Genomic DNA, 23,295 nt, shown 5'->3' with positions numbered 1-23,295 from the left:
CCGATCTCGGGTTCGGTGAGTTCTTCCGCCGGCTCGAGTACAAGAGCCGCTGGTACGGCTCGAGTGTGTGGGCGGCTGATCGCTGGTTCCCGTCCTCGAGACTGTGCGGCGGCTGCGGAACCATCAACCGGGACCTGACCCTTGCCGATCGGGTGTGGACGTGCGGGTGCTCTCTCGAGCACGACCGCGACGCCAACGCCGCCCGCAACCTGCTCGCCGCGATGAACCTCGAGCAGAATGCGGCCTAGCTTCACGTCGCCGGGCAGTTCCCCGGAGACGCTAAACGCCTGTGGAGGCGACGTAAGACCTCGAACAATCGAGGCAGATGCCAGCGAAGCAGGCAAGAGAATCACTGAGATTCTCCGAACGGTGTCGTATGGCTCGGTGTGCGTGCGGTGGAGGTTCGGCAAGGCGCGGCGCTCAAGACCCTCATTCCAGGGGTGGGAACGGGTCGTCGTCGATCAGGTTGATCAGTGGCAGGAGCCAGGCGGCGTTGATCGGGCCCATGGCGTCGTCCAGTTCGGACGGTGTGGGCATGCGGTCGCGCAGGAGTTCCGGGGACAGCAGATTCTGCAGGGCGTGCATCAGGAGATGGGCCATCGAGTAACCGGGGTCGATGGTGAGGGCGCGTTCGAGGGCCACCGTGGCTTGGATGCTGTTGCCCGTCCGCCAGGACGCCATCGCCAGCAGGGACGCCGCCGGTGGTGTGAAGCGGGGCTCCAGCCTGCGGGTCAGGTCTTTCCAGAGCGTGACGTGGGAGTCGGTCATCAGGGTCCAGGCCTCGTCGCGTACGCGCATGACCGTGAGAGCGAGGCCCAGCCTGGCGGCGTCGGGGTCGTCGAGGCGTCCACCTCCCGCGTGGGTGCGCAGGGCTGAGCGGACCATGTCGAGGCCGTCGGACACGAACCTGGCCGCGTACGCGTGCGGGTCTGCCGCCGCCATGAGGCCGGACCGGAACTCAGCGACCGCTTCGGCCGTGGCCCGGCTCATCGCCACGCGCACGGGACCGGTGACGGGAGCGAGCGTGCCTTCGAGTGCCTCGCGGTCGGGCAGGGCGACCAGGCCGTGCACGGTCGCCTCGGCTGCTATCTGGCTGGTGGAGACGTCGTACGCGGTGCCCTGTGCCGGGCAGCACGCGGCCACGTCGCACACGTACGACCAGTAGCGGCCCTCGTGGGTGCGGAGGGCTTCACCCACGCGGACGCCCGCCTCGGTGGCGAGCCGTCTGATGTCGTCGACGCTGGGGGTGACCAGTGCGCCCGGGCCGTAGCCGACGATGACGAGGTCGGTGACCTCCTCTCTTGCGAAGAGGGGCAGCACGGCGTCGAGCGTGCCGGACGGCAACGGCAGGGCCCATCGGGTCACGACCTTCACCCGGGAATCGGCGAGACCGATGACGACCAGGCTGCTCGTGGGGTGGAAGCCCAGCAGATAGGGGACGGCGGCGAGGACGTCTGTGGGGCTCGTCAGGGTGAGCCGGGTCTCTTGGGCTTCGAAGGGCAGTTCGGCGGCGGGTGGTCGGGGGTCCGCGTCGGAGGGAGAGAGCGAGGTGCGGAGGGGCGGCGTTCCGGAGCGGGAAGGCGGCGCGGGCTCCTGTGCATGTGGCTGTATGGGTGGCACGGCGGGCGGCGAGCAGTTGGTCGTCATGGCCGCAAGAATGCCTGCCTCCGCATCGCCGGCACGGTGGTGGAACACGTTCTGTGGAGAACGGTCCTCGACGCTTCCGCTCCTGTGGATAAACGGAAAGCGGCCGGCGCAGTACGGCAGCAGCACTTCAACCAAAGGTGGTGCTGGAGAGCATGAAGCCGACGAGGCGAACCCAGCGCGCAGCCGAAGATGACGCCCCCGACACCACGACAGGGACGGAGTGTGCCCGCCGAACGCGCATGCGCTCGCCTGTCCGGGATGGCGGCTCGCACCGGCAGAAGGGACGAGCCCGGCTGGTACAGAAGGCGCACCCCCTGACTGGACAGCGTTTCGACCAGGTGAGGTAGGCCAACCCCCGCCGAAACAGGAGTGTGGCCAAGGCTCACCGCCGCGCCGGCTCCGGGACATGATCGAAAGTTGCGCCCGGGGACGGCCATCACTCGGACAGGCAGGAAACAGCCCCGCCGAAACAGGACAGGAGCCCTGGCCGGGGTGGCGGACCGGACCGACCGGTAAGGACGAGCTCGGCCGGTTGCGGAAGGCGCCCTACCGGCCAGGGGTAGCGGTTCAGGCAGGTGAGGGTCCGCAAACCGGACAATGCCCGTGATAGATGGCTACGACGGCGGTGGTGATGAGGGGGTGAGGTGGGTGCGGGTGTAGAGCGCGGCGCCGGCTACGGCGGCGGGCATGGCGATCACCGCCGCCAGCGGCACCAAGAAGAGCAGGAAGATCGCGACGCCGAAGCCCAGTGCGCTGGCCTTGTGCGCGCGGAGCAGCCCGAAGCGCTGCTTGCGCGCCATCCCCCGACGCTCCATGGCGAGCGTGGTGAGCTCGACGGTGAGGAAGAAGCCGGACACCAGGGCGCCTAACACCGGCACCACGGTCTGCCCCACCACCGGGACGAACCCGAGGAAGAACAGCGGGATCGTGAACGCCAGCACGTAGCACAACGTGATCAAACTGTCGCGGATGGAGCGGGGCAGCGTGCGCCACCACGGCTGGTCGTCCTCGTGCTCCAGTACGTCGACCGCCGACGACAGCCTCTCGTAGAACGGCTCCCCGATCACCAGCGTGACCGCCGTGAACGTCACCACGGCCACCGCGAGCCCGCCGAGGACGATCGCGAAGGCCACCACCCCGCGGAACACCTCGCGCCAGCTCCACGAGTCGGCGAACGGCGTCATGAACGCGGCCAGGTCTCCGGCGTTGGTCCCGAGGAAGATCAGGGCGGCGACGTACAGGACGAAGGCGATCAGCGCGGGGATCAGCCCGAACAGCCACCACCGCGGGTGCCGTGACACCCACCCGAATCCTTGGAGGAAGAAACCGACTCCGGCCGCGAAGTCACGCAGAGATCGCATGCCCGGCAGGCTAGCGCCAGAAGGACGTCACCGCGTAGCCGAGTTCGGCGAACAAGGAGCGTACGAGCGGCAGCGAGATGCCGAGGACGTTGCCGTGGTCGCCCTCGATGCCCTCGACGAACCAGCCGCCGCGCCCCTCGATGCTGAACGCCCCGGCGAGCCCGAGCGGCTCACCGGTGGCCGCGTAGGCGGCGACCTCCTCGTCGGACGGGTCGCCGAAGTGCACCACGGTGGTGGCGACCTCGGCCGCCTGGCGCCCGGCGGCGACGTCGATGACGCAGTGGCCGGTGACGAGGCGGCCCGTGCGGCCGCGCAGCAGCCGCCAGCGTTCGACGACCTCGTCGGTCGAGGAGGGCTTGCCGTACGGGCGGCCGTCGAGTTCGAGTATCGAGTCGCAGCCGATGACCAGCCCCTCTTCCAAGCCGCTCGCGACCGCCTCGGCCTTGGCCTTGGCCAGCACGAGGCTGAGCGCGGCGGGGGTCGGGGCGGAGTGGGCGTCCTCGTCGACGCCGCTGACGATCACCTTGGGGTCGAGGCCCGCGCTCCGCAGCAGGGCGAGGCGGGCAGGGGAGGCAGAGGCCAGTACGATCACCGGCTCAGCCTACCGTTCACCAGCGACGGTTCCGCGTGCCGGGGATGGCCTGACGACCGGTCCGCTCAGGGCCGCCGAAGGGGTCGTACGCCCCTGCCTGAGGGGTGCCGAAGATGCCGTTGAGCAGCCCGTCGACCAACTCGGCGAGGTCGGGAGGCAGGTGCGCCTCCTCGCGGGCGAGGTCCTCGGCCAGGGTGGCGGCGTCCATGTCGCGGCCGGCCACGTGGTCGGCCAGCAGGCACATGACCATGGGAGCGATCAGCGGCATCAGTTTCATGAGCGGTCCGGTGCCGACGCCCGTGTGGCGGGCGATGCCGGCCGCGACGTGCTCGGTGCCGTGGCCGCCCAGCACGTGTCCGAGGATGCTGTGCCCGTCGCGCGTCAGCGAGGCCACGTCGGCGTTGAACGGATCGGTGTCCGTGTGGTCGTCGAGCGCTCCGCGCAGGGCGTCGGCGCCGTCGGGATGCTCGGCGTTGCGTGCCATGCCGCCGACGATCGCCCCCGTCACGGCCTCGAGGACTTGGCGGGCGGTGGGCGTGTCGCTGCCGAGCATCCCGGCGATCTGCTCCATGCCTGAGTCTCCGAGCCCGGAGAGAAGCTCGTCATGCAGTGTCATGACAGTCCCCCGATCCCTCGTCCCGGACAGACTTCCCTAGGGGGACTGACACAACGTCCAAAATGTCCTAATTTATGGGAAAAACGGGCTCAGCGTCGCCGTCCACCGGTCGCGGCTCCTCCTGCGCGACCGTGCGGTCCAGGCCCGCCGCCGCGTACGCCTCCGCCTCGTCGAGCGTCTCGCGCTCCAGCAGCGCCGCCACGATGGCGTCGAGCTTGTCGCGGTTGTCGGTCAGCACCTTGATCGCGCGCTCGTAGCACTCGTCCACGATGCGCCGCGCCTCCTCGTCGACGGTGGCGAGCGTGGCGGGCGAGGCCTGCGGCGGCTGGCCGTCGTTCGACAGGATGGTCAGCGGGCCGACCTTCTCGGACATGCCCCAGCGGCCGACCATGCCGCGCGCGATCATGGTGACCTGTTCGAGGTCGTTCTCCGCGCCGGTGGTGATGACGCCGTAGACGACCTGCTCGGCCGCCATGCCGCCGAGCGCGCCGGTGATGCGGCCGCGGAGGTACTGCTCGTCGTAGGCGTAACGGTCGCTGTCGGGGGTCGACAGGGTGACGCCGAGCGCCCGGCCGCGCGGGATGATCGAGATCTTCCTGACCGGGTCGGCGCCCGGCTGCAGCATGCCGAGCAGCGCGTGTCCGGCCTCGTGGAAGGCCGTACGGGTGCGCTCCTCCTCCGGCATGACGATGCTGCGGGCCGCGCCGAGCTGCAGCTTCTCCAGCGCGTCGGCGAAGTCGGCCCTGGTGACCTTCTCCTTGCCGCGCTTGGCGGCGAGCAGCGCCGCCTCGTTGACCAGGTTGGCCAGGTCGGCGCCCGTCATGCCAGGAGTGGTCTTGGAGAGCTGGTCGAGGTTGACGCCCGGGTCGAGCGGCACGCCACGGGTGTGGACGGCGAGGATCGCGCTGCGCCCTGCCGCGTCGGGCAGGCCCACCTGCACCGTACGGTCGAAACGCCCCGGACGCAGCAGCGCCGGGTCGAGGATCTCGGGCCGGTTGGTCGCGCCGATCACGATCACGCCCTCGGCGCCGGAGAAGCCGTCCATCTCGGTGAGGATCTGGTTCAGCGTCTGCTCGCGCTCATCGTGCCCGCCGATGCCGCCCGCGCCGCGCGCGCGTCCGATGGCGTCGATCTCGTCGATGAAGACGATGGACGGCGCCACCTTGCGCGCCTCCTCGAACAGGTCGCGCACCCGGGAGGCGCCGACGCCCACGATCATCTCGATGAACTCGGAGGCGCTGGCCGAGAAGTACGGCACCTTGGCCTCGCCCGCGACCGCCCGGGCGAGCAGGGTCTTGCCGGTGCCGGGAGGGCCCGCCAGCAGCACGCCCTTGGGCAGCTTGGCGCCCAGCCTGCGGTACTTGTCGGGGTCCTTGAGGTAGTCGACGATCTCGACGAGCTCGTTCTCGACCTCGTCGATGCCCGCGACGTCGTCGAACGTCACGCGCACCTTGCCCGCCTCGACCGGCTTGGCCGCCTTCGACTTGCCGAGCCCGCCGAGCCCGCCGCCCATCATGCTGGCGCCCCGCCGCATGATCCAGATCCAGAGGCCGGCCAGCAGCAGCACCGGCAGCAGCGACAGCAGCAGGTTGGAGAAGAAGCCGCGGGTGAGGGGCTGCGAGGTGATCTCGACCTGGCCGGTGGCCAGCTGCTTGTCGAGCTGGTCGGTGTCGGCGAAGGCCGGGATCTCGGTGGCGAACTTCTCGTACGACTCGCCGCTCTCCGGGTTCTTCGCCGCCGCGCGCAGGTCGCCCTCGACCGACAGGCCCTGGGCGTAGATGTCCTTGACGTTCTTGGCGTTCACCTGCTTGGTGAACTCGGTGTACGAGATCGTCTCGACGGATTCGCTGTCGACGAACGACGACACGACGAAGAACGCCGCGTACACGACGAGCAGCGTCACGACGAAGCGCCACCAGTTGATCTTGGGTTTGCCTCCGGGCGTGCCAGGCAGGCCCTCCGAGCGCCAGGGCGGCTTGCCCTTGCCCTTGGTCGGAGCCTGCGGCGGTCCAGAGCGTTCCACGGTGTCACTCCCCATATCGCCGCACAATGATCTTTTTCAGCCTAGACCACGCACTCCCGCGGCAACGCGGCCGATGTCGCGCCAGTACTTTCGCTGCGAGTCAGGCACGGTGATGAACGCCAATCCTGGCTTCGCCATTCCCCCATCCATGATCACAACGGCCGCACGGGAGCTGTGCCCGCCGTAGGTGACGCGGTAGGAGAGTGCCCAGCCGTGCGCGACCGGCTGGGAGGACAGCCAGGTGATGCGGGAGCCCTGGGGGTGGTGGTTGAGGGTCCAGCGGGCGGCCAGGAGCGCCGTGTCGCGCGGCGACTTCTGCTCCATGATCGGCAGCGGGGCCGTGACGAACATGCCGCGCAGCTTCGTGCCCCGCCGCGGGGGCAGCACCTGCTTGGTGCTGAACGGCGCCGCGCCGTACGCCTTCCACGGCCGCGACAGCCGCGGCACGGCGATCCCCGAGCGGGTGTCCCTGATGAACCGCTTGCCCGGCGCGGGCAGCGACATCCGCCTGACCTTGCCCGTCAGCCGGGGGACGCGCGGGTCGGCGTACAGCGCCTCCATGGCCGTGTAGCCGGGCGCGAGGGACGTGCCCGGCGTGGGCGTCGGCCGCTCGGACGAGGACGCGGCAGACGGCACGGGCGAGGCGGAGGCGGACGCGGCACTCGGCACCGAGCCGGCGGCCGCCGCGGAGGCGGACGGGAGGGCGGCGGTCGGCGGCGCGGCGACCGGCCGAGCCGTCCCGTCCGGCTCCGGCGGGAGCACCACGGACAGCGTCACGGCGACGCCCGCGGCCGCCGCGACGGCGACGGCCAGCCCCCGGTACACCACGCGCATCCGGATGTCGCCGATGCGGGAGCGTTTGGGCGGAGAAGCAGGGATTCCAGGCCTGCTAGCCGTTCTCACTCCGGAACCCTTGGTCTCTTCTTCCCCTTGGAGCACGACGGGAGCGTACGACATATCGCGCCATTGCGCCCATGAAGCAACCGAAGTGCAATCATGAACCGCCGGCGCCGTACGGTCAGCCGCTGGCTGCGTGTGCGGCCAGCCACGGAGCGTCGGCGACGAACGTGCACGAGCCCGGCTCGATCTCCGTGAACCCCGCGTCGCGCACCACGGGCAGCCCCGCGGCGACCAGTTCGTCGAAGCGCTCCTGCGAGGGGGCCGTGCGCACCGACACGGTGAGTCCCCGCTCGCGCCAGGCCGCCCGCTGCGCGTCGTCACTGGCCCACCAGGCGAGCTGGGCGGCGTGCCCGGCCTGGGCCATGGCCTTGCCCGCCGACATGCCAAGGCGGGGGTTCTCCCACAGCACCGGCGACACGGCGGGCGACGGCTCGGCCGTGTCGGCCAGCTCGGTGCCCGACACCTGGAGCCGGGCGAGGTCGCGCGGCCAGGCGTCGAGCGGGACGGGCGGGTGGACCCGCACCTCGGCCGTGCGGTGCTCGACCGTCCGGCCGGGCAGCGCGAGCGCGCGCCGCCACTCGGCGCCCCTGGCGCGGCGCACGACCTTGCGGATCTTGCCGGTGGACTGCCAGGCGTGCAGTTCCGCGGTCCACTCGCCGGGATCGTCGAGCAGACTGAGCACGGCCATGGCGGCGGCCTCCAGAGCGTCGGTGCGCTCGGGCGGCGTGGCGCGTTCGATCCTGACGACCAGCGGCAGGACGTACAGCTCGGAGTCGTGGGAGTCGTTCATATCGCCCACCAGCAAACCAGACGGCCGGACGCGCTCGTACCCGGCCCCGGGCCCGCCTAGGCCGGCACGGCGGCGGGCTTGTCGCTCGCGGCGCGGCGGATGGCGAGGGACATGCCCGCGGCCACGAGGCACAGGGCCCCGGCGGCGTACCAGGCGAGGTCGTAGGCGCCGAGGTGGTCGCGGGTGAGACCCGCGCCGACGGCGGCGATGGCGGCCCCCACCTGGTGCGAGCCGAACACCCAGCCGAACACCACGGCCCCGTCGGACCCGTAGATGCGCCGGCAGAGCGCCACCGTGGGCGGCACTGTCGCCACCCAGTCGAGCCCGTAGAAGATGATGAAGATCAGCATGCTGGGCTCGGTGGTGGCCGCGAAGAGCCCCGGCAGCACCAGCAGGGACAGGCCGCGCAGCCCGTAGTAGACGCCGAGCAGCACCTTCGGGTCGATCTTGTCGCTCAGCCAGCCGGAGGCGACCGTGCCCACGATGTCGAAGACCCCGATGATCGCGAGCAGCCCCGCGGCGGCGGGTTCTGCCATGCCGTGATCGTGGGCGGCGGGGATGAAGTGGGTGCCCACCAGGCCGTTCGTGCTGGCGCCGCAGATCGCGAACCCGGCTGCGAGCAGCCAGAACGGTCGCGTACGCGCCGCGGAGGCGAGCACGGTGACGGCCCGTACGGCCGCGTTGGTGCGGCTCGGCTCCGGACGCGCGACGCCCGGCTCCGCGCCGAGCGCGGTCGTGCCGACCTCCTCGGGACGGTCGCGCAGCAGCCACCAGACGAACGGCACGACCGCGAGCGCGGCGACGGCCACGGTCAGCGAGGCGAAGCGCCAGCCCGGACCCTCCGCGAGCTGGGCGAGCACGGGCAGGAAGATCAGCTGCCCGGTCGCGCCCGCCGCGGTGAGCACGCCGGTCACCAGCCCGCGATGGCGGACGAACCAGCGGTCGACCACCGTCGCGGCGAACACCAGCGCCATCGAGCCCGTGCCCAGCCCGACGAACACGCCCCAGAGGAGCAGCAGCTGCCAGCTCGCCGTCATGAGCACGGTGAGCCCGCTGCCCACCGCGATCAGCAGCAGGGCGAGGGCGACCACGCGCCGCATGCCGAAGCGGTCCATCAGGGCGGCGGCGAACGGGGCGGTCAGTCCGTACAGCACCAGGTTGACCGACACGGCGAGCGAGATGGTGCCGGCCGACCAGCCGAACTCCTCCTGCAACGGGGTGATCAGCACGCCAGGGGTGGCGCGGAAACCGGCCGAGCCGAGGATCGCCACGAAGGCGACGGCGGCCACGAACCAGGCGCGGTGCAGGCCACGCCGCTGGGAAGGGGTAACACTCACCCGCCAATCCTGATATATCCCGCTGACGAGGGACGAGTGGCCGGAAAGCCAATATGTGCAAGAATCCGGCCATGCCTCATCGCATCGCCGTCGTGGTGCTCGACCGGTTCGCCCCGCTCGACCTCGGCGTCCCCGGCCAGGTGTTCGGCGCGACGTACAACGCCTCCGGCGAGAAGCTGTACGAGGTCGTCACCTGTTCCGAGGGCCGCGCGCCGGTCCGCTGTTCCGCGGGTTACACCGTGCTGCCCGACCACGACCTCGACGTGCTCGACACCGCCGACACCGTCGTCGTGACCGGCGTCCACGGGGGCAGTGTCATGGAGGACGGCACCATCTCCGCCACGCTGCGCGCCGCGCTGCAGAACAGGCCCCGCGTGATGTCGATCTGCACGGGCTCGTTCGTGCTGGCGGCGGCGGGGCTGCTCGACGGCCGCCCGGCCACCACCCACTGGCGCGACGCCGCCCGCTTCGCCCGGCTGTTCCCGGAGGTCAGGCTCGACCCTGACGTGTTGTTCGTGGACGACGGCGACGTGCTCACCTCGGCCGGGGTGGCGGCGGGCCTGGACCTCTGCCTGCACGTGATCAGGCGCGACCACGGCAGCGAGGTGGCCAACCGGACGGCCCGGCGCTGCGTGATGCCGCCGTGGCGGGAGGGCGGCCAGGCACAGTACGTCGACCGCCCCCTCCCCCAGGACAACGGCGGCGGCACGGCCGCCACCCGGGAGTGGATGCTGACCCGGCTCGACGCCCCGCTCGACCTGAACGCCCTCGCCGGGCACGCCCGGATGAGCGTACGGACGTTCACCAGGCGCTTTCGTGAGGAGACCGGCATGAGCCCGGCCCGGTGGCTGACCCGGCAGCGGGTGCAGCACGCCCGCCGGCTGCTGGAGACGACGGACCTCGGCGTGGAGGAGGTCGCCCGCCAGGCGGGGTTCGGCACGGCGGTCTCGCTGCGCCAGCACCTGCACGCGGCGGTCGGCGTGCCGCCCCTGGCCTACCGCCGCACCTTCCGCGGCGTCTGACCGCGCACACCCTGAGCGCCGGAACGACGAAGGCCGCCCCGAAAGGGCGGCCTTCGTCACGAGAGTGGAGCTATGGGGATTCGAACCCCAGACCTCCTCCATGCCATGGAGGCGCGCTACCAACTGCGCCATAGCCCCTCGTGCGTGTACGAGTTTAGCTCACTTCACGACCATCGGAGCACGGTCACGCAACCGGATCCCCGGCCGACCCGCCTCCCGCGGCTCGCGGGAGGCGGGTCGCCCTGCTCAGTCCGCGGTCCTCACCTGGTCGATGAACGTACGCAGCTCCGCCACCATGGGGTCCTCGGTGACAGGGGCGAGCCGCGCGGCCTGCTCGCGGAGCGCGGGCAGGTCCATCCCGAACGCCGCGCCGTCGCGCAGGTGCAGCGCGAACCCCGCCACGAGCACGTCCACCTGGAGCCGCGGCGAGCCCTCCGTCAGCGACGCGGCGAGCTCCCCCGACCGCAGGGCCGCCACCGCCTCGGACGGGACGCGGGTGTCGGGGTCCTGCCAGCGCACGGTGGCCTGCGCGAGATGGCCGTCGGCTCCTGGCTTGAGCGTGAGGGCGTACAGGGCGGTGACGGAGTGACCGGGGCCGATCTCGCCGCCGTCGCGGCGGTCGTCGCGGAACTCCTCCGCCGTGAGGGCGCGGTTCTCGTAACCGATGAGGCGGTGGCTCTCGACGACCCCGGGGTTGAAGACGACCTGGGCCTTGGCGTCGCGGGCCCGCAGCTCGACGGTGGCCGTGAGCCTGGTGGTGAAGACCTCCGTGGCCTCCTTCTCGGTGCTGACGTACAGGGCCAGGCCGTCGCCGTTGTCGGCGAGCTGCTCCATGAGCTCGTCGCCGTACTCGCGGCCGACGCCGACCGTGAGCAGCGCGATCCGGTCGGCGGCGTGGTCGGCCACCTTGTCGAGGATGGCCTGCCACCGGGTGCTGCCCTGGTTGGCCAGCCCATCGGACAGGACGATGACGCGGTTCGTGGCGGCCGTACGGAAGCCCTTCGCCGCCTCCTCGTAGCCGGTCGCCAGACCGTCCTCCAGGTTCGTCCCGCCTTCGGTGACGAGCTGGTCGACGGCCGCGTTGAGCTCGCTCCTGGCGGTCAGCGGGGTCATCGGGGCCAGGACCTCGGCGTCGTCGCTGAAGGAGACGATCGCGACCTGGTCGCCGGGCCCGAGCTGGTCGAGCAGCGTCCGCAGCGCCGACTTGACCAGGCCGAGCCGGTCGGCCTCGGCCATCGAGCCGGACACGTCCACGACGAACGTGAGGTTGGCGGGACGCCGTTCGGCCGCCGCGGCGGCCCTGGTCTGCAGGCCCACGCGGAGCACAGCCTCGTCACGGTTCAGCCGCGCGCCGTCCATGTGCACAGTGAACCCGTCGCCTGGCGGCTCGGCGTAGTCCTGGCGGAAGGCGTTGACCCATTCCTCGGGACGGATCTCGCCGGGGTCGGGCAGCCGGCCGTCCTGGAGGGAGCGGCGGGCGTAGCCGTACGAAGCGGTGTCCACGTCGAGGGCGAATGTGGACATGTGGGCCGTGGTGGTGTCCCGCGCGGCGTCAGAACGGCTGGGGGCCGGCTGCTGGTCGGCGGACTGTGCGGCGCCGGTGCCTGCGGGCTCCCCGGCGTCGCCGGAGCAGGCGGTGAGGCCGAGTACGGATAAGAGTCCGATACCGACCACCAAAGGGCGAAATTTCATCTCAACCACCTCCACTGGATACGACGCACCCCCGAACGCGACGGCCGGGCCGGTGACGCAAGCGAGCACAAAGCGCGACAGCACCGTGATCGTCCGCGACAGAACCGTGATCCCACCTACGACGCCTGGGCGAGCGCCGCGTCCTCCACCCGGATCCGGACGCTCAGCAGCACCGCGTTCGCCAGGGTGAACGCCAGCGCCGTCAGCCACGCCGTGTGGACGAGCGGCAGCGCGATCCCCTCCGCGACGACGGCCACGTAGTTGGGGTGCCGCAACCACCGGTACGGGCCCCGCTCGACCAGCGACATCCCCGGCACCACCACGACGCGCGTGTTCCACCGGCGGCCGAGGGTGCCGATGCACCACCAGCGCAACCCCTGCGCGAGGACGACGACCGCGAGCATGGGCCAGCCCAGCGCCGGAACGAACGGCCGGCCGAGCAGCCACACCTCGGCGGGCGCGGCCGCCAGCAGGGCCACGTGGGCGGCGACGATCCACGGGTAGTGACGCCTGCCGTACTCGACCCCGCCCTTCGACCGGGCCCAGGCGAGGTTGCGGCGGGCCACCACGAGTTCGGCCAGCCGTTCCACCACGACCAGGCCGATGAGCAGCGCGTACGCGATCACCAGTGCAGGAGGAGCTGCTCGGCGGAGAAGCCGGGACCCAGCGCCAGCAGGACGGCGGGCGCACCGGACCGGCCGCGGGTCTCCTGCAGCACGTGGAGCACCGAGACCGACGACATGTTGCCGTGCTCGCGCAGCGAGCACCAGGTCACGTCGAGAGCGCGGGGCGCGATGCCCAGCACCTCGACGATCTTCTCGATGACCTTGGGGCCGCCGGGGTGGCAGATCCAGGTGGCGACCTGCTCCGGCGCGAGCCCGTAGTCGGCCAGGAAGCACTTGATGTCGCCGGCGAGCGCCTGTTCCACGAAGGCGGTCAGCTCGGCGTCCAGCACGATGCGGAAGCCGTGCTCGCCGACGTCCCAGCCCATGAGGTGCTCGGTGCCGGGATAGAGCCGGCTGCGGGTCGCGACGACCTCGGGGCCCTGCCCGCGTCCGGTGGCCACCACGGCCGCCGCGCCGTCGCCGAACAGGCCGCTGGCCACCAGGTTGGCGATCGAGGTGTCGTCACGCTGGATCGTCAGCGAGCACAGCTCCACACAGACGAGCATGGCGACGTGGTCGGGCCAGCCGCGCAGGTAGTCGTACAGACGGGAGAGCCCTGACGCGCCCGCCGCGCAGCCCAGTCCGAAGACGGGCATCCGCTTGACGTCGGGACGCAACCCCACACGCTGGGCCAGCCGCGCGTCCAGCGACGGCGTGGCCAGTCCCGTGGTCGAGCAGAACACCAGGTGGTCGATCTTCTCGGGGCGCACGCCGGACTTGCGCAGCGCTCCGCGCATGGCCTGTTCGGCGAGGTCGAGGGCGGCTTCGACGTACGCGTCGTTGGCCCGGGCGAACGAGTCGAGCTTGGCGTAGTCCGCCAGCGGCAGGGCCAGGTTACGTCCCTGGACCCCGGTCGCGGCGTGGAAGCGTTTCAGCAGGTCCTCGTCGCAATGGGTCAGCCGGGAGAACGCCTCGGTGATCTCCGCCTGCTCGTAGCGGTGATCGGGCAAAACGGTCTGTACCCCCGCAATATACATATATCCTTCCTGCCGCGGAGGAGCCCCGCCTAACATGCGAACTCCCCGCGGCCCGGGCGGCGGTCAGAGCGTGTAGTCGAACGTGTAGGAGTGGCTGCCGTCGGGCGCGACGGTGATGCCCATGGTGCCGCGCAGGCCGCGCAGCTCTCCGGTCGCCGAGTCCGGTACGACCGCGATGGTCAGCGACTGCTCGCCGCGGACACTGACGGCGTTGTGCTGGACGACGAAGCTGCCACGGCGGCCGTGCAGCGCCCCCTCGACGCGTTCGAGCGCGAGTCCTCGACCGGTGTGGACGCCGGTGTGTCAGTCTCCCAGCAGCGTCCGGGTGAAGTCGTTGGCGAACGTGCCGTCGGGGTCGAGCCGGCCCACCAGGTCGCGGAAGTCGGGCGGGCACGCGGGCCAGCGGGTGAACAGCTTGCCCCAGTGCGGCAGCGCCCCGTACGGCGCCAGCGTCTCCTCCACGAGCTCCAGCACCGGCAGCACCCCGGCGACGTCCTTCTTCCAGGTGAAGTGGATGCCCACGGAGTCGCGGCCACGGAACGGGCTCAGCCACAGGTCGTCGGCGGCGATCGAGCGCACCTCGGAGATGTGCAGGACCGGACGGATCCGCTCGCCGATCGCGAACAGTGCCCGCAGCGCCTCGACCGCGCGGTCCCTCGGCAGCAGCAGCTCCGACTGCAGCTCGTCGCCGGCGCCGCTCGGCTCGTGGTCGGGACGGAAGTGCGGCAGCCGCTCGAACCAGGGGCCGGGGACGCCCAGCTGCTGCGTGCAGCTGTCGGCCGGCATGGCGGGCAGCGGGTGGCGAGGGCCGTCGGCGGGACGGGTGCCGTACCAGTCGGGGTCGGTCAGCTCCTCGGCACGCTTGACCCAGACGCGGGTGTCGCGCCAGTCGGTGAACAGGCTCACGCTGTAGCCACTCGACATGATCGCTTCGAAGTGGTCGAGCGCCTCGACGGTCAGCCCCTCGCGCACGTACTGGCGCAGCTCGAAGGCGGGCACCAGGTCGAGCGTGAGCGACGTGACGACGCCGAGGGCGCCGAGCGCCACGACTGCTCCGGGGAAGTCGGCGTCACCACGCGACAGGGACAGCAGCGAGCCGTCGGCCGTGACGAGCTCGACCGCGGACACGGCGGCGGCCAGGCACCGGACGGCGTCGCCGGACCCGTGCGTGGCGGTCGCGACCGAGCCGGCCACGGAGATGTGCGGCAGCGAGGCCATGTTCTCCAGCGCGAACCCGGCCTCGTGCAGCAGCGGGGCGAGCCGCGCGTACGTCATGCGCGCGCCGACCCGGACGGTCGACGTCGCGGTGTCGATCTCCACCAGGTCGGGCATGCGGTCGAGCACGACGAGGTCGCCCGTCGTGTCGGCGACGTGGTTGAAGGAGTGGCCGCTGCCCAGGGCGCGCACGCGCGACGAGCCGGCCACCACGCGGCGGAGCTCGTCGATCGAGGCCGGGTGGTGGATGTCCTTGGCCTGAAAAGCGGTGTTTCCCGCCCAGTTCGTCAGCGTCACGGCCTTACCCTCCCACAGGTGTTTCCGCCGGAGCACCCGCCTTGTCACGCGGAGCCCATGACCGCTAAGTTGCAGGTCCCGCCGACGGAGGTGTCCCCTTGCTCCTGCTGTTCCAGGTCGCGGCGCTGGCCACGCTCGCGCTCTGGCTGTTCTCGCTCTTCGACGCGATCGGGGCGCCCGATGACCGGTGCCGTGTCCTGCCGAAGACACTCTGGGTGCTCGTCGTGCTGTTCCTGCCGCTGCTCGGCTCGGCGGCGTGGCTGGCCTGGGGCCGTCCTGAACGGCCGCGTCCTGCCCCGTCGGGCACCGCGATCCCCGCCCCCGCCGATCCCGTGGAGGACGAGGAGGCGTTCCTGCGCCGCCTTCGCGAGCGTGCCGAGGAGCAGCGCAGGAACGCCCCGAAGAAGCCTCCGGAGCAGGACGGTTAGAAGCCCTGGGCCAGGCGGTAGTACGCCTGGTTCCAGCGCAGCTCCTTCGTCAGCCGCTCGGTCGTGGTGTCGGCGTCGATGACGACCAGCTCCACGCCCAGCATCTCGGCCAGGTCGTTCAGCTCCTCGCGGCCGACGGCCTTCGACAGCACCGTGTGGTGCGGCGCGCCGGCGGTGAGCCACGACTCGGTCGAGGTACGCAGGTTGGGCCGCGGACGCCACACCGCGCGGGCCACCGGCAGCTTGGGCAGCGGCTGGGGCGGCGCGACGACGTCGATCTCGTTGGCCACCAGCCGGAACCGGTCACCCATGTCGGCCAGGCCGACGACGATGCCCTCGCCCGGCTCCGCGTCGAACACCAGCCGCACCGGGTCCTCGCGGTTGCCGATGCCGAGCGGGTGGATCTCGCACGACGGCTGCCCTGACGCGATCGACGGGCAGACCTCGAGCATGTGGGCGCCGAGGATGAGCTCGTTGCCCGGCGTCAGGTCGTAGGTGTAGTCCTCCATGAAGGACGTGCCGCCGGGCAGCCCCTCCCCCATGGCCTTGAGCGTGCGCAGCAGCACCGAGGTCTTCCAGTCGCCCTCGCCGCCGAAGCCGTAGCCGTCGGCCATGAGCCGCTGCACGGCCAGGCCGGGCAGCTGGCGCAGGCCGCCGAGGTCCTCGAAGTTCGTGGTGAAGGCCTTGAAGCCGCCCGCCTCCAGGAAGCCGCGCAGCCCCAGCTCGATGCGGGCCGCGTAGCGCAGCGACTCGTTGCGCTCCCCGAGCAGTTCGGGGGCCACGGCGTACTGCTCGGCGTACTCCTTGACCAGGGCCGTCACCTCGGCGTCGGAGGCGGCGTCCACGGCCTCGACCAGGTCGTTGACCCCGTAGGTGTTGACGGAGACGCCGAACCGCAGCTGGGCCTCGACCTTGTCGCCCTCGGTGACGGCGACGTCGCGCATGTTGTCACCGAAGCGGGCCAGCTTGAGCGTGCGCACCTCGGCGAAGCCGCGGGCGGCGCGCACCCAGGTCATGATGCGCTCGCCGACGACCGGGTCGCTGACGTGCCCGGCCACGGTCTTGCGCGGCACCCCGAGCCGCGTCTGCACGAACCCGAACTCCCGGTCGCCGTGGGCGGCCTGGTTGAGGTTCATGAAGTCCATGTCGATGGTGCTCCACGGCAGCTCGACATTGGCCTGCGTGTGCAGGTGCAGCAGCGGCTTGCGCAGCGCGTCGAGCCCGGCGATCCACATCTTGGCCGGCGAGAACGTGTGCATCCACGTGATCACACCGGCGCACGAGTCGTCGGCGTTGGCGTCGAGCATGATCCGCCGGATGGCCGCCGCGTCGGTCAGGACGGGCTTCCACTCGACCTCGACGGGAAGCTGCTCGGCGATCTGCTGCGACTGCTCGGCCACCTGGCGCAGGGTGTCCTCGCCGTACAGTCCCTGGCTACCGGTCAAGAACCAGATCTTCAACGCGGGCTCCTCTGTCCGTAGACGTTCTGATAGCGGTCGTACAGGCGGTCGATGTCGTCCTGGGCGATGGGCAGCGGGTCGCCGAGCTGGCGGGCGATGTGCACCGTACGGGCCACGTCCTCGCACATGACGGCGGCCTTCACCGCGTCCTTCGCGTCCTTGCCGATGGAGAACACGCCGTGGTTCTGCATGAGCACGGCCTTCGACCGGTGGCCCTTGAGCGTCTTCACGATGCCCTGCCCGATGGAGTCGTCACCGATCAGCGCGAACGGGCCCACCGGGATCTCCCCGCCGAACTCGTCGGCCATCGCGGTCAGCACGCACGGGATGGCCTCGCCGCGCGCCGCCCAGGCGGAGGCGTAGGTCGAGTGGGTGTGCACGACCCCGCCCACCTCGGGCATGTTGCGGTAGACGTACGCGTGCGCGGCCGTGTCGCTGGACGGCGCGTGCTCGCCCTCCACCAGGTTGCCGTCGAGGTCGCACACGACCATGTTCTCCGGCGTCAGCTCGTCGTAGGAGACGCCCGACGGCTTGATGACGAACAGGTCCTCCCCCGGCACCCGGCCGGAGACGTTGCCCGCCGTCCAGACCACCAGGTTGTAGCGGACCAGCTCGGCGTGCAGGTCGGCGACGATCTTCCTCAGTGTGCTCATGCGTCCTTCTCCGTCCGGCGGCCGGGTGCCGCCGCTTCGTTCCTGATCGCGCGCAGGGTGTGCAGCATCCGCCCGTCGGCGAAGAAGTCGTGCAGCCTGCGGTACTCGGCGTAGAGCCGGTCGTAGGCGTCCGCGCGGGCCGCGTCCGGGACGTACGCGTTCTCGGTGCGCTTGCCCATGGCCGCGGCGGCCTCCTCGATGCCGGGGTAGGCCCCGGCGGCGACGGCGGCGTGGATGGCCGAGCCGAGCGCGGGCCCCTGGTCGGAGCCGATGACCGACAGCGGACGGCGCAGCACGTCGGAGTAGACCTGCATGAGGAAGCGGTTCTTCAGCAGGCCGCCGGCCACGACGAACTCCTCGACCGGCACGCCCGCCTGCTCGAACGTCTCCACGATCATGCGCGCGCCGAACGCGGTCGACTCGATGAGGGCGCGGTAGACGTCCTCCGGCTTGGTGGCCAGGGTCTGGCCGACGATCACGCCCGACAGGTTGTGGTCGACCAGCACCGAGCGGTTCCCGCCGAACCAGTCGAGCGCGACCAGCCCGTGCTCGCCGACCTCCTGCTTCTCTGCCAGCGAGGTGAGGTACGCGTGGATGCCGGCCTCGCCGGCCTGCTCCAGGTACGAGGCGGGCACGAAGTTGTCGATGAACCAGGCGAAGATGTCGCCGACCGCCGACTGGCCGGCCTCGTAGCCCCACAGGCCGGGCACGATGCCGTCGCGGACGACGCCGCACATGCCGGGCACCTCGGCGAGGTGGTCGCTCGGCATGATGTGGCAGGTGGAGGTGCCCATGATGGCCACCATCTGGCCGGGCCGCACGGCGTCGGCGGCGGCGGCCGTGACGTGGGCGTCCACGTTGCCGACGGCCACGGCGACGCCCTCGGGGACGCCGGTCCACTCCGCGGCCTGCGCGGACACCCGTCCCGCGAGCCCGCCGAGGTGGGCCAGCGTGGTGCTGCCGACCTTCTCACCGATCGTGCCGGTGGCGAGCTTGCCGACGAACCCGGCGAAGGCGGGGTTGAGCTCGGCGAGGTACTCCTCGGACGGGTAGGTGTCGTCCTGGAAGACGCCCTTGTACCCGACCGTGCAGATGTTGCGGCTCTCGACGCCGGTCAGCTGCCAGATGATCCAGTCGGCCGCCTCGATCCAGCGCTCGGCCCTGGCGTACACCTCGGGAGCCTCTTCGAGGACCTGCAGGGCCTTGGCGAACTCCCACTCCGAGGAGATCTTGCCGCCGTAACGCGGCAGCCAGGACTCGCCGCGGCGCGCGGCCAGTTCGTTGATCCGGTCGGCGTGCGGCTGCGCGGCGTGGTGCTTCCACAGCTTCGGCCAGGCGTGCGGCTCGGCGGGCGTCTCGAAGCACAGCGGGGTGCCGTCGGCCGTGGTGGGCAGCACCGTGCAGGCGGTGAAGTCGGTGCCGATGCCGACGATCTCCTCGGGCCGTACGCCGGAGGCCGCGATGGCCTCGGGGACGGCGATCTTGAGCACGTCGATCCAGTCCTGCGGCGACTGCAGCGCCCAGTCGGGCCCGAGGCGCACACCCGAGCCGGGCAGCTCCTGCTCGATGACCCGGTGGGTGTACTCGTGGACGGCGCTGCCCAGCTCCGCGCCGTCGCTGACGCGAACGACCACGGCTCGGCCGGAGAGCGTGCCGAAGTCCACTCCGACAACGTAACTGTTAGCGTTCACATTGATCTCCAAGGGTTCCGGGTGGCATGCCCATCATCTACCTGACCGCCCTATCCGACAGGGGCCGTGCTCGACCGGACGACGAAACCCGGCGGGACGACCAGCCGCTCGTGCGCGGCGGGTCCCATGTCGATCTGACGCAGCAGGACCTCGATGCAGTGCCGGCCCACCGCGGCGAAGTCCTGCCTGACCGTGGTGAGCGGCGGCGAGAAGAACTCGGACTCGGGGATGTCGTCGAAGCCCACCACGCTGATGTCGTCGGGGACGCGCACCCCCTCCTCCGACAGGGCGCGCAGGACGCCGAGCGCCATCTGGTCGTTGGCCGCGAAGATCGCCGTGACGCCCTTCATCGCGGCCAGGCTCTTGCCCGCCTCGTAACCGGCCCGCGGGCTCCAGTCGCCGGTCAGCGGCTCGGGCACGGGCCGTCCCGCCTCCTCCAGCACCGCGCGCCAGCCCTCGATGCGACCCTCGGTCTCGAGCCAGTCGGCGGGGCCGGTGATGTGCCAGACGGTGTCGTGGCCCTGCTCGAGGAGGTGGCGCGTGGCCAGCCTGGCCCCCTCGATCTGGTCGATGCTCACGGCCGAGACGCCCCCGTGGTGCGCGCCCTCGACCGCCACGGCGGGCATGCCCGCCGGCAGGCTCTCCAGGGCGGCCCACGCCGAGCGCTGCGGCGCCACCACCACGACGCCGTCGACGCCCTGCTCGGCCAGGTAGCCGATGGCGTCGCGCACGTTGTCGCTGTCGATGGTCTTCAGACTGACGATGCTGACGAAGTAGCCCGCGGTCCTGGCCGCCTGCTCGATGCCGTAGATCGTGCTGGCGGGGCCGTACAGCGTGGTGTCGAAGCTGACCACGCCGAGCGTCCGCGACCGCTTGGTGACCAGGGCGCGGGCCACGAGGTTGCGCCGGTAGCCCAGGCGGGAGATCGCCTCCTCCACCCGCGCCCGGGTCGCGGCCCGGACGTTCGGGTGGTCGTTGATGACGCGAGAGACCGTCTGGTGCGACACGCCGGCTTCCTTGGCCACGTCAGCCATGACCGGCTGGCGGCGCTTGGGTGGCGTCACGGTCTCTCCTTCCTCTTTCCTGGGCTGCTCGGATCTTACTAACGGATGATCGTTTCAGGCGATCAGCGCGAGACGCCGCCTCGGCGCTTCGTCCAGACGTCGAACGCCACGGCGGCGAGCAGGACGATGCCCTTGACGAGCATGACCCGCTCACTCGGCGAGCCGATCAGGGACATTCCGTTGTTGATGACCGCCATGATCAGACCACCGGTGATCGCACCCACGACCTTGCCGACGCCGCCCTGGACGGCCGCGCCACCGATGAAGGCCGCCGCGATGGCGTCCAGCTCGAAGCTGTTGCCCGCGGTGGGACCCGCCTGGTTGAGCCGGCCGGCGAAGATGATGCCGGCGATGGCCGACAGCACGCCCATGTTCACGAAGATCCAGAAGACCACCGACTTGACCTTCACGCCGGACATGACGGCCGCCTGGAGGTTGCCGCCGATGGCGTAGATCTGCCGGCCGAAGACCGTGCGGTTGGCCATCAGGGAGTAGCCGAGGACGAGCAGCGCCAGCAGCACGAGCACCCACGGCAGGTTCTTGAACCGGGCGAGCTGCACCACCAGGAAGAGGATCAGCGCGGCGCCCGCCAGCAGCTTGAGCACGAACAGCGCCATCGGCTCGACCGACTGACCGTAGCCCTTGCGGGCGGTCCGGCTGCGCCACTGCGAGACGACCATGCCGGCGATCGCCACGATGCCGATCAGCAGGCTGAACAGGTCGGCGCCGCCGAGCGGGCCGAGGCCGATGTTGCCGATGTAGCCGTTGGTGAAGCCGTTGGCCAGCGTACGGACCTGGTCGGGGAACGGGCCGATGCCCTGGTTGCCGAGCACGGTGAGGGTCAGCGCCCGGAACAGCAGCATGCCGGCCAGCGTCACGATGAACGCCGGGATCCCGAAGTACGCGATCCAGTATCCCTGCCAGGCCCCGATGACCGCGCCGGCCACGAGCGTGATCAGCAGCGCGAGCGGCCAGGGCATCCCCATGTTCACCATGAGGACGGCGGACAACGCTCCCGTGACCGCCACCACCGAGCCGACCGACAGGTCGATGTGCCCGGCGATGATGACGAGGATCATCCCGATCGCGAGGATCAGGACGTAGGAGTTCTGAACGATGATGTTGGAGATGTTCTGCGGCGTGAGGAGCGCTCCGTCGGTCAGCACCGAGAACAACACCACGATCAGCGCGAAGGCGATGTAGATGCCGCTCGATCGCAGGTTGAGGGAAAGCCCGCCGAACGACACCCGCCCGGGCTGCCGTGGCGCCCCCTCGCCGCCGCCCTTGGCGCCGACCTCCACGTCGGCGGGCGTGATGCTGCTCATCAGAGCTACTCCTGTCCCTTGGTCATGAGATGCATGAGACTTTCCTGCGTGGCTTCCCGGCGCGGAACCTCGCCCGTGATGCGACCCTCGGAGAGCGTGTAGATGCGGTCGCACAGGCCGAGCAGCTCAGGCAACTCCGAAGAGATCACCAGCACGGCCTTGCCCTCATCGGCCAGGCGGTTGATGATCGTGTAGATCTCGTACTTCGCGCCGACGTCGATGCCGCGGGTGGGCTCGTCCAGGATGAGCACATCCGGCTCGGTCAGGATCCACTTCGAGAGCACGACCTTCTGCTGGTTGCCGCCGCTCAGCTTGCCGACGATGCTGTCGACGCTGGGCGCCTTGATGTTCATGCTCTGGTGGAACTGCTCCGCTACCCGGAACTCCTGGTTCTCGTTCACCCAGCCGCGCTTGGCCAGGCCCTTCAGCCCCGCCGCGCTGATGTTGCGCTTGATGTCCTCGATGAGGTTGAGCCCGTACCGCTTGCGGTCCTCGGTGGCGTAGGCGATGCCGTGGGTGATCGCGTCCTGCACGTTGCGGATCTCGATCGGCTTGCCGTTCTTGAAGATCTTGCCCGAGATGTGCACGCCGTACGTGCGCCCGAACACGCTCATCGCGAGCTCGGTGCGCCCGGCGCCCATCAGGCCGGCCAGGCCGACGATCTCACCGCGGCGCAGCGTGAGCGACGCGCCGTCGACCACCTTGCGGTCCGGCTGGCTCGGGCTGTAGACGGTCCAGTCCTCGATCCGCAGCGCCTCTTCGCCGATCGTCGGCTCGTGCGGCGGGTAGCGGTTGTCGAGGGCGCGACCCACCATGCCGGCGATGATGCGGTCCTCGGTCACATGGTCGGTGGCCATGTCGAGGGTCTCGATCGTCCGGCCGTCACGGATGATCGTGACGGCGTCGGAGATGGCGGTCACCTCGTTGAGCTTGTGCGAGATGATCACGCAGGTGATGCCCTCGTCACGCAGCTCGCGCAGGAGGTCCAGCAGGTGGGCCGAGTCGTCGTCGTTGAGCGCGGCGGTCGGCTCGTCCAGGATGAGCAGCTTCACCCGCTTCGACAGCGCCTTGGCGATCTCGACGAGCTGCTGCTTGCCGACGCCGATGTCGGAGATCGGCGTCGTGGGGTTCTCTCGCAGGCCGACCCGCTTCATCAGCTCGGCGGCCTCGTAGTTGGTGCGGTTCCAGTCGATGAGGCCGCGCTTGGCCCGCTCGTTGCCGAGGAAGATGTTCTCGGCGATCGACAGTTGCGGGCTGAGCGCCAGCTCCTGATGGATGATGACGATGCCGGCGTGCTCGCTGTCGCGGATGCCGCCGAACTCGCAGCGCTTGCCCTCGAAGGTGATCTCTCCGTCGTACTCGCCGTACGGATAGACCCCTGAGAGCACCTTCATCAGCGTCGACTTGCCGGCGCCGTTCTCGCCGCAGATGGCGTGGATCTCGCCCTGCCGGACCGACAGGTTGACGTCCTGCAGCGCCTTGACGCCGGGGAACGTCTTGGTGATCCCGCTCATCCGCAAGATGTGCTCGGTCATATGCC

Annotated in this window: 22 protein-coding genes and 1 tRNA gene; 3 read left to right on the top strand and 20 right to left on the bottom strand. The window is 70.6% G+C overall.

All coding sequences use genetic code 11. The annotated features are described in order from the left end of the window. The coding region (locus BLR04_RS35405) for a zinc ribbon domain-containing protein (RefSeq protein WP_143022353.1) at positions 1–248 on the top strand (248 nt) is incomplete at its 5' end. A 181-nt stretch (positions 249–429) separates the two neighbouring features. On the opposite strand, the gene BLR04_RS35400 is transcribed toward BLR04_RS35405, so the two are convergent. From BLR04_RS35400 to BLR04_RS35365, 8 genes are all read right to left on the bottom strand, one after another. Beyond that, a complete protein-coding gene (locus BLR04_RS35400; RefSeq protein WP_090773532.1) occupies positions 430–1,647 on the bottom strand; it encodes a DUF4192 domain-containing protein in 1,218 nt (405 codons plus the stop codon). A gap of 614 nt (positions 1,648–2,261) precedes the next feature. After that, positions 2,262–3,008: an EI24 domain-containing protein gene (locus BLR04_RS35395; RefSeq protein ID WP_176903440.1), complete on the bottom strand. Its 747-nt coding sequence runs from the start codon at positions 3,006–3,008 to the stop codon at positions 2,262–2,264. 10 nt (positions 3,009–3,018) lie between these two features. Beyond that, positions 3,019–3,600 (bottom strand): Maf family protein, encoded by a 582-nt coding sequence (locus tag BLR04_RS35390; protein ID WP_090773531.1) that lies wholly within the window; start codon positions 3,598–3,600, stop codon positions 3,019–3,021. A gap of 16 nt (positions 3,601–3,616) precedes the next feature. Then, the gene (locus tag BLR04_RS35385; RefSeq protein ID WP_090773530.1) at positions 3,617–4,216 is read right to left on the bottom strand and encodes a DUF937 domain-containing protein; all 600 of its coding nucleotides are present in this window, start codon (positions 4,214–4,216) and stop codon (positions 3,617–3,619) included. A 67-nt stretch (positions 4,217–4,283) separates the two neighbouring features. Beyond that, positions 4,284–6,239 (bottom strand): ATP-dependent zinc metalloprotease FtsH, encoded by a 1,956-nt coding sequence (gene ftsH / locus BLR04_RS35380; protein WP_090773546.1) that lies wholly within the window; start codon positions 6,237–6,239, stop codon positions 4,284–4,286. Positions 6,240–6,275: 36 nt separating this feature from the next. Then, a complete protein-coding gene (locus BLR04_RS35375) occupies positions 6,276–7,073 on the bottom strand; it encodes a hypothetical protein (protein WP_090773529.1) in 798 nt (265 codons plus the stop codon). 184 nt (positions 7,074–7,257) lie between these two features. Beyond that, on the bottom strand, positions 7,258–7,929 hold the full coding sequence (locus tag BLR04_RS35370) for a peptidyl-tRNA hydrolase (RefSeq protein ID WP_090773528.1): 672 nt from the start codon (positions 7,927–7,929) through the stop codon (positions 7,258–7,260). 56 nt (positions 7,930–7,985) lie between these two features. Then, positions 7,986–9,266 (bottom strand): MFS transporter, encoded by a 1,281-nt coding sequence (locus tag BLR04_RS35365; RefSeq protein ID WP_245740886.1) that lies wholly within the window; start codon positions 9,264–9,266, stop codon positions 7,986–7,988. Between the two features lie 71 nt (positions 9,267–9,337). On the opposite strand from BLR04_RS35365, the gene BLR04_RS35360 reads away from it, so the two are divergent. After that, positions 9,338–10,288 carry a GlxA family transcriptional regulator gene (locus tag BLR04_RS35360; protein WP_245740884.1) on the top strand — a complete coding sequence of 317 codons (951 nt, stop codon included), beginning with the start codon at positions 9,338–9,340 and terminating at the stop codon, positions 10,286–10,288. A 65-nt stretch (positions 10,289–10,353) separates the two neighbouring features. Here the strand turns inward: BLR04_RS35360 and BLR04_RS35355 are convergent. From BLR04_RS35355 to BLR04_RS35330, 6 genes are all read right to left on the bottom strand, one after another. Further along, positions 10,354–10,426: transfer RNA gene (locus tag BLR04_RS35355), tRNA-Ala, on the bottom strand. 108 nt (positions 10,427–10,534) lie between these two features. Further along, positions 10,535–11,980 (bottom strand): vWA domain-containing protein, encoded by a 1,446-nt coding sequence (locus BLR04_RS35350; protein ID WP_090773526.1) that lies wholly within the window; start codon positions 11,978–11,980, stop codon positions 10,535–10,537. A gap of 116 nt (positions 11,981–12,096) precedes the next feature. Beyond that, complete coding sequence (locus BLR04_RS35345; RefSeq protein WP_090773525.1) at positions 12,097–12,606, bottom strand: isoprenylcysteine carboxyl methyltransferase family protein; 510 nt, start codon at positions 12,604–12,606, stop codon at positions 12,097–12,099. After that, entirely contained in the window at positions 12,603–13,622 is a 1,020-nt protein-coding gene (locus BLR04_RS35340; protein WP_090773524.1) for a type III polyketide synthase, read from the bottom strand. The genes BLR04_RS35345 and BLR04_RS35340 overlap by 4 nt, the downstream gene beginning before the upstream one ends. 63 nt (positions 13,623–13,685) lie before the next feature. Then, complete coding sequence (locus BLR04_RS35335) at positions 13,686–13,871, bottom strand: DUF3224 domain-containing protein (RefSeq protein ID WP_090773544.1); 186 nt, start codon at positions 13,869–13,871, stop codon at positions 13,686–13,688. 54 nt (positions 13,872–13,925) lie between these two features. Further along, positions 13,926–15,134, bottom strand: coding sequence for an FAD-binding protein (locus BLR04_RS35330; protein ID WP_090773543.1), 1,209 nt, complete (start codon positions 15,132–15,134; stop codon positions 13,926–13,928). Between the two features lie 98 nt (positions 15,135–15,232). On the opposite strand from BLR04_RS35330, the gene BLR04_RS35325 reads away from it, so the two are divergent. Next, positions 15,233–15,562 carry a PLDc N-terminal domain-containing protein gene (locus BLR04_RS35325; protein ID WP_090773523.1) on the top strand — a complete coding sequence of 110 codons (330 nt, stop codon included), beginning with the start codon at positions 15,233–15,235 and terminating at the stop codon, positions 15,560–15,562. Here BLR04_RS35325 and araA read toward each other — a convergent pair. The 6 genes from araA to mmsA all read right to left on the bottom strand — a co-directional run bounded on the left by araA (position 15,559) and on the right by mmsA (position 23,290). Continuing rightward, positions 15,559–17,022, bottom strand: a complete 1,464-nt coding sequence (gene araA, locus BLR04_RS35320) for an L-arabinose isomerase (protein WP_090773522.1) — start codon at positions 17,020–17,022, stop codon at positions 15,559–15,561. The two genes, BLR04_RS35325 and araA, sit on opposite strands and share 4 nt — an antisense overlap. Continuing rightward, positions 17,019–17,675 (bottom strand): L-ribulose-5-phosphate 4-epimerase, encoded by a 657-nt coding sequence (locus tag BLR04_RS35315; RefSeq protein ID WP_090773521.1) that lies wholly within the window; start codon positions 17,673–17,675, stop codon positions 17,019–17,021. Before BLR04_RS35315 ends, araA begins: the two co-directional genes overlap by 4 nt. After that, positions 17,672–19,372: a ribulokinase gene (araB, locus tag BLR04_RS35310; protein ID WP_090773542.1), complete on the bottom strand. Its 1,701-nt coding sequence runs from the start codon at positions 19,370–19,372 to the stop codon at positions 17,672–17,674. The genes BLR04_RS35315 and araB overlap by 4 nt, the downstream gene beginning before the upstream one ends. 44 nt (positions 19,373–19,416) lie before the next feature. Next, positions 19,417–20,430 carry a LacI family DNA-binding transcriptional regulator gene (locus BLR04_RS35305; RefSeq protein WP_245740878.1) on the bottom strand — a complete coding sequence of 338 codons (1,014 nt, stop codon included), beginning with the start codon at positions 20,428–20,430 and terminating at the stop codon, positions 19,417–19,419. A 62-nt stretch (positions 20,431–20,492) separates the two neighbouring features. Further along, entirely contained in the window at positions 20,493–21,755 is a 1,263-nt protein-coding gene (mmsB, locus tag BLR04_RS35300; protein WP_218129290.1) for a multiple monosaccharide ABC transporter permease, read from the bottom strand. 5 nt (positions 21,756–21,760) lie between these two features. Next, positions 21,761–23,290, bottom strand: coding sequence for a multiple monosaccharide ABC transporter ATP-binding protein (gene mmsA, locus BLR04_RS35295; RefSeq protein ID WP_090773519.1), 1,530 nt, complete (start codon positions 23,288–23,290; stop codon positions 21,761–21,763). Positions 23,291–23,295 lie beyond the last annotated feature (5 nt).

It is taken from the genome of Nonomuraea maritima (assembly GCF_900100395.1).
Taxonomy (GTDB): domain Bacteria; phylum Actinomycetota; class Actinomycetes; order Streptosporangiales; family Streptosporangiaceae; genus Nonomuraea; species Nonomuraea maritima.
The sequence above is the reverse complement of the archived record's forward strand: the minus strand, read 5'-3'. Positions and strand labels throughout refer to the sequence as shown.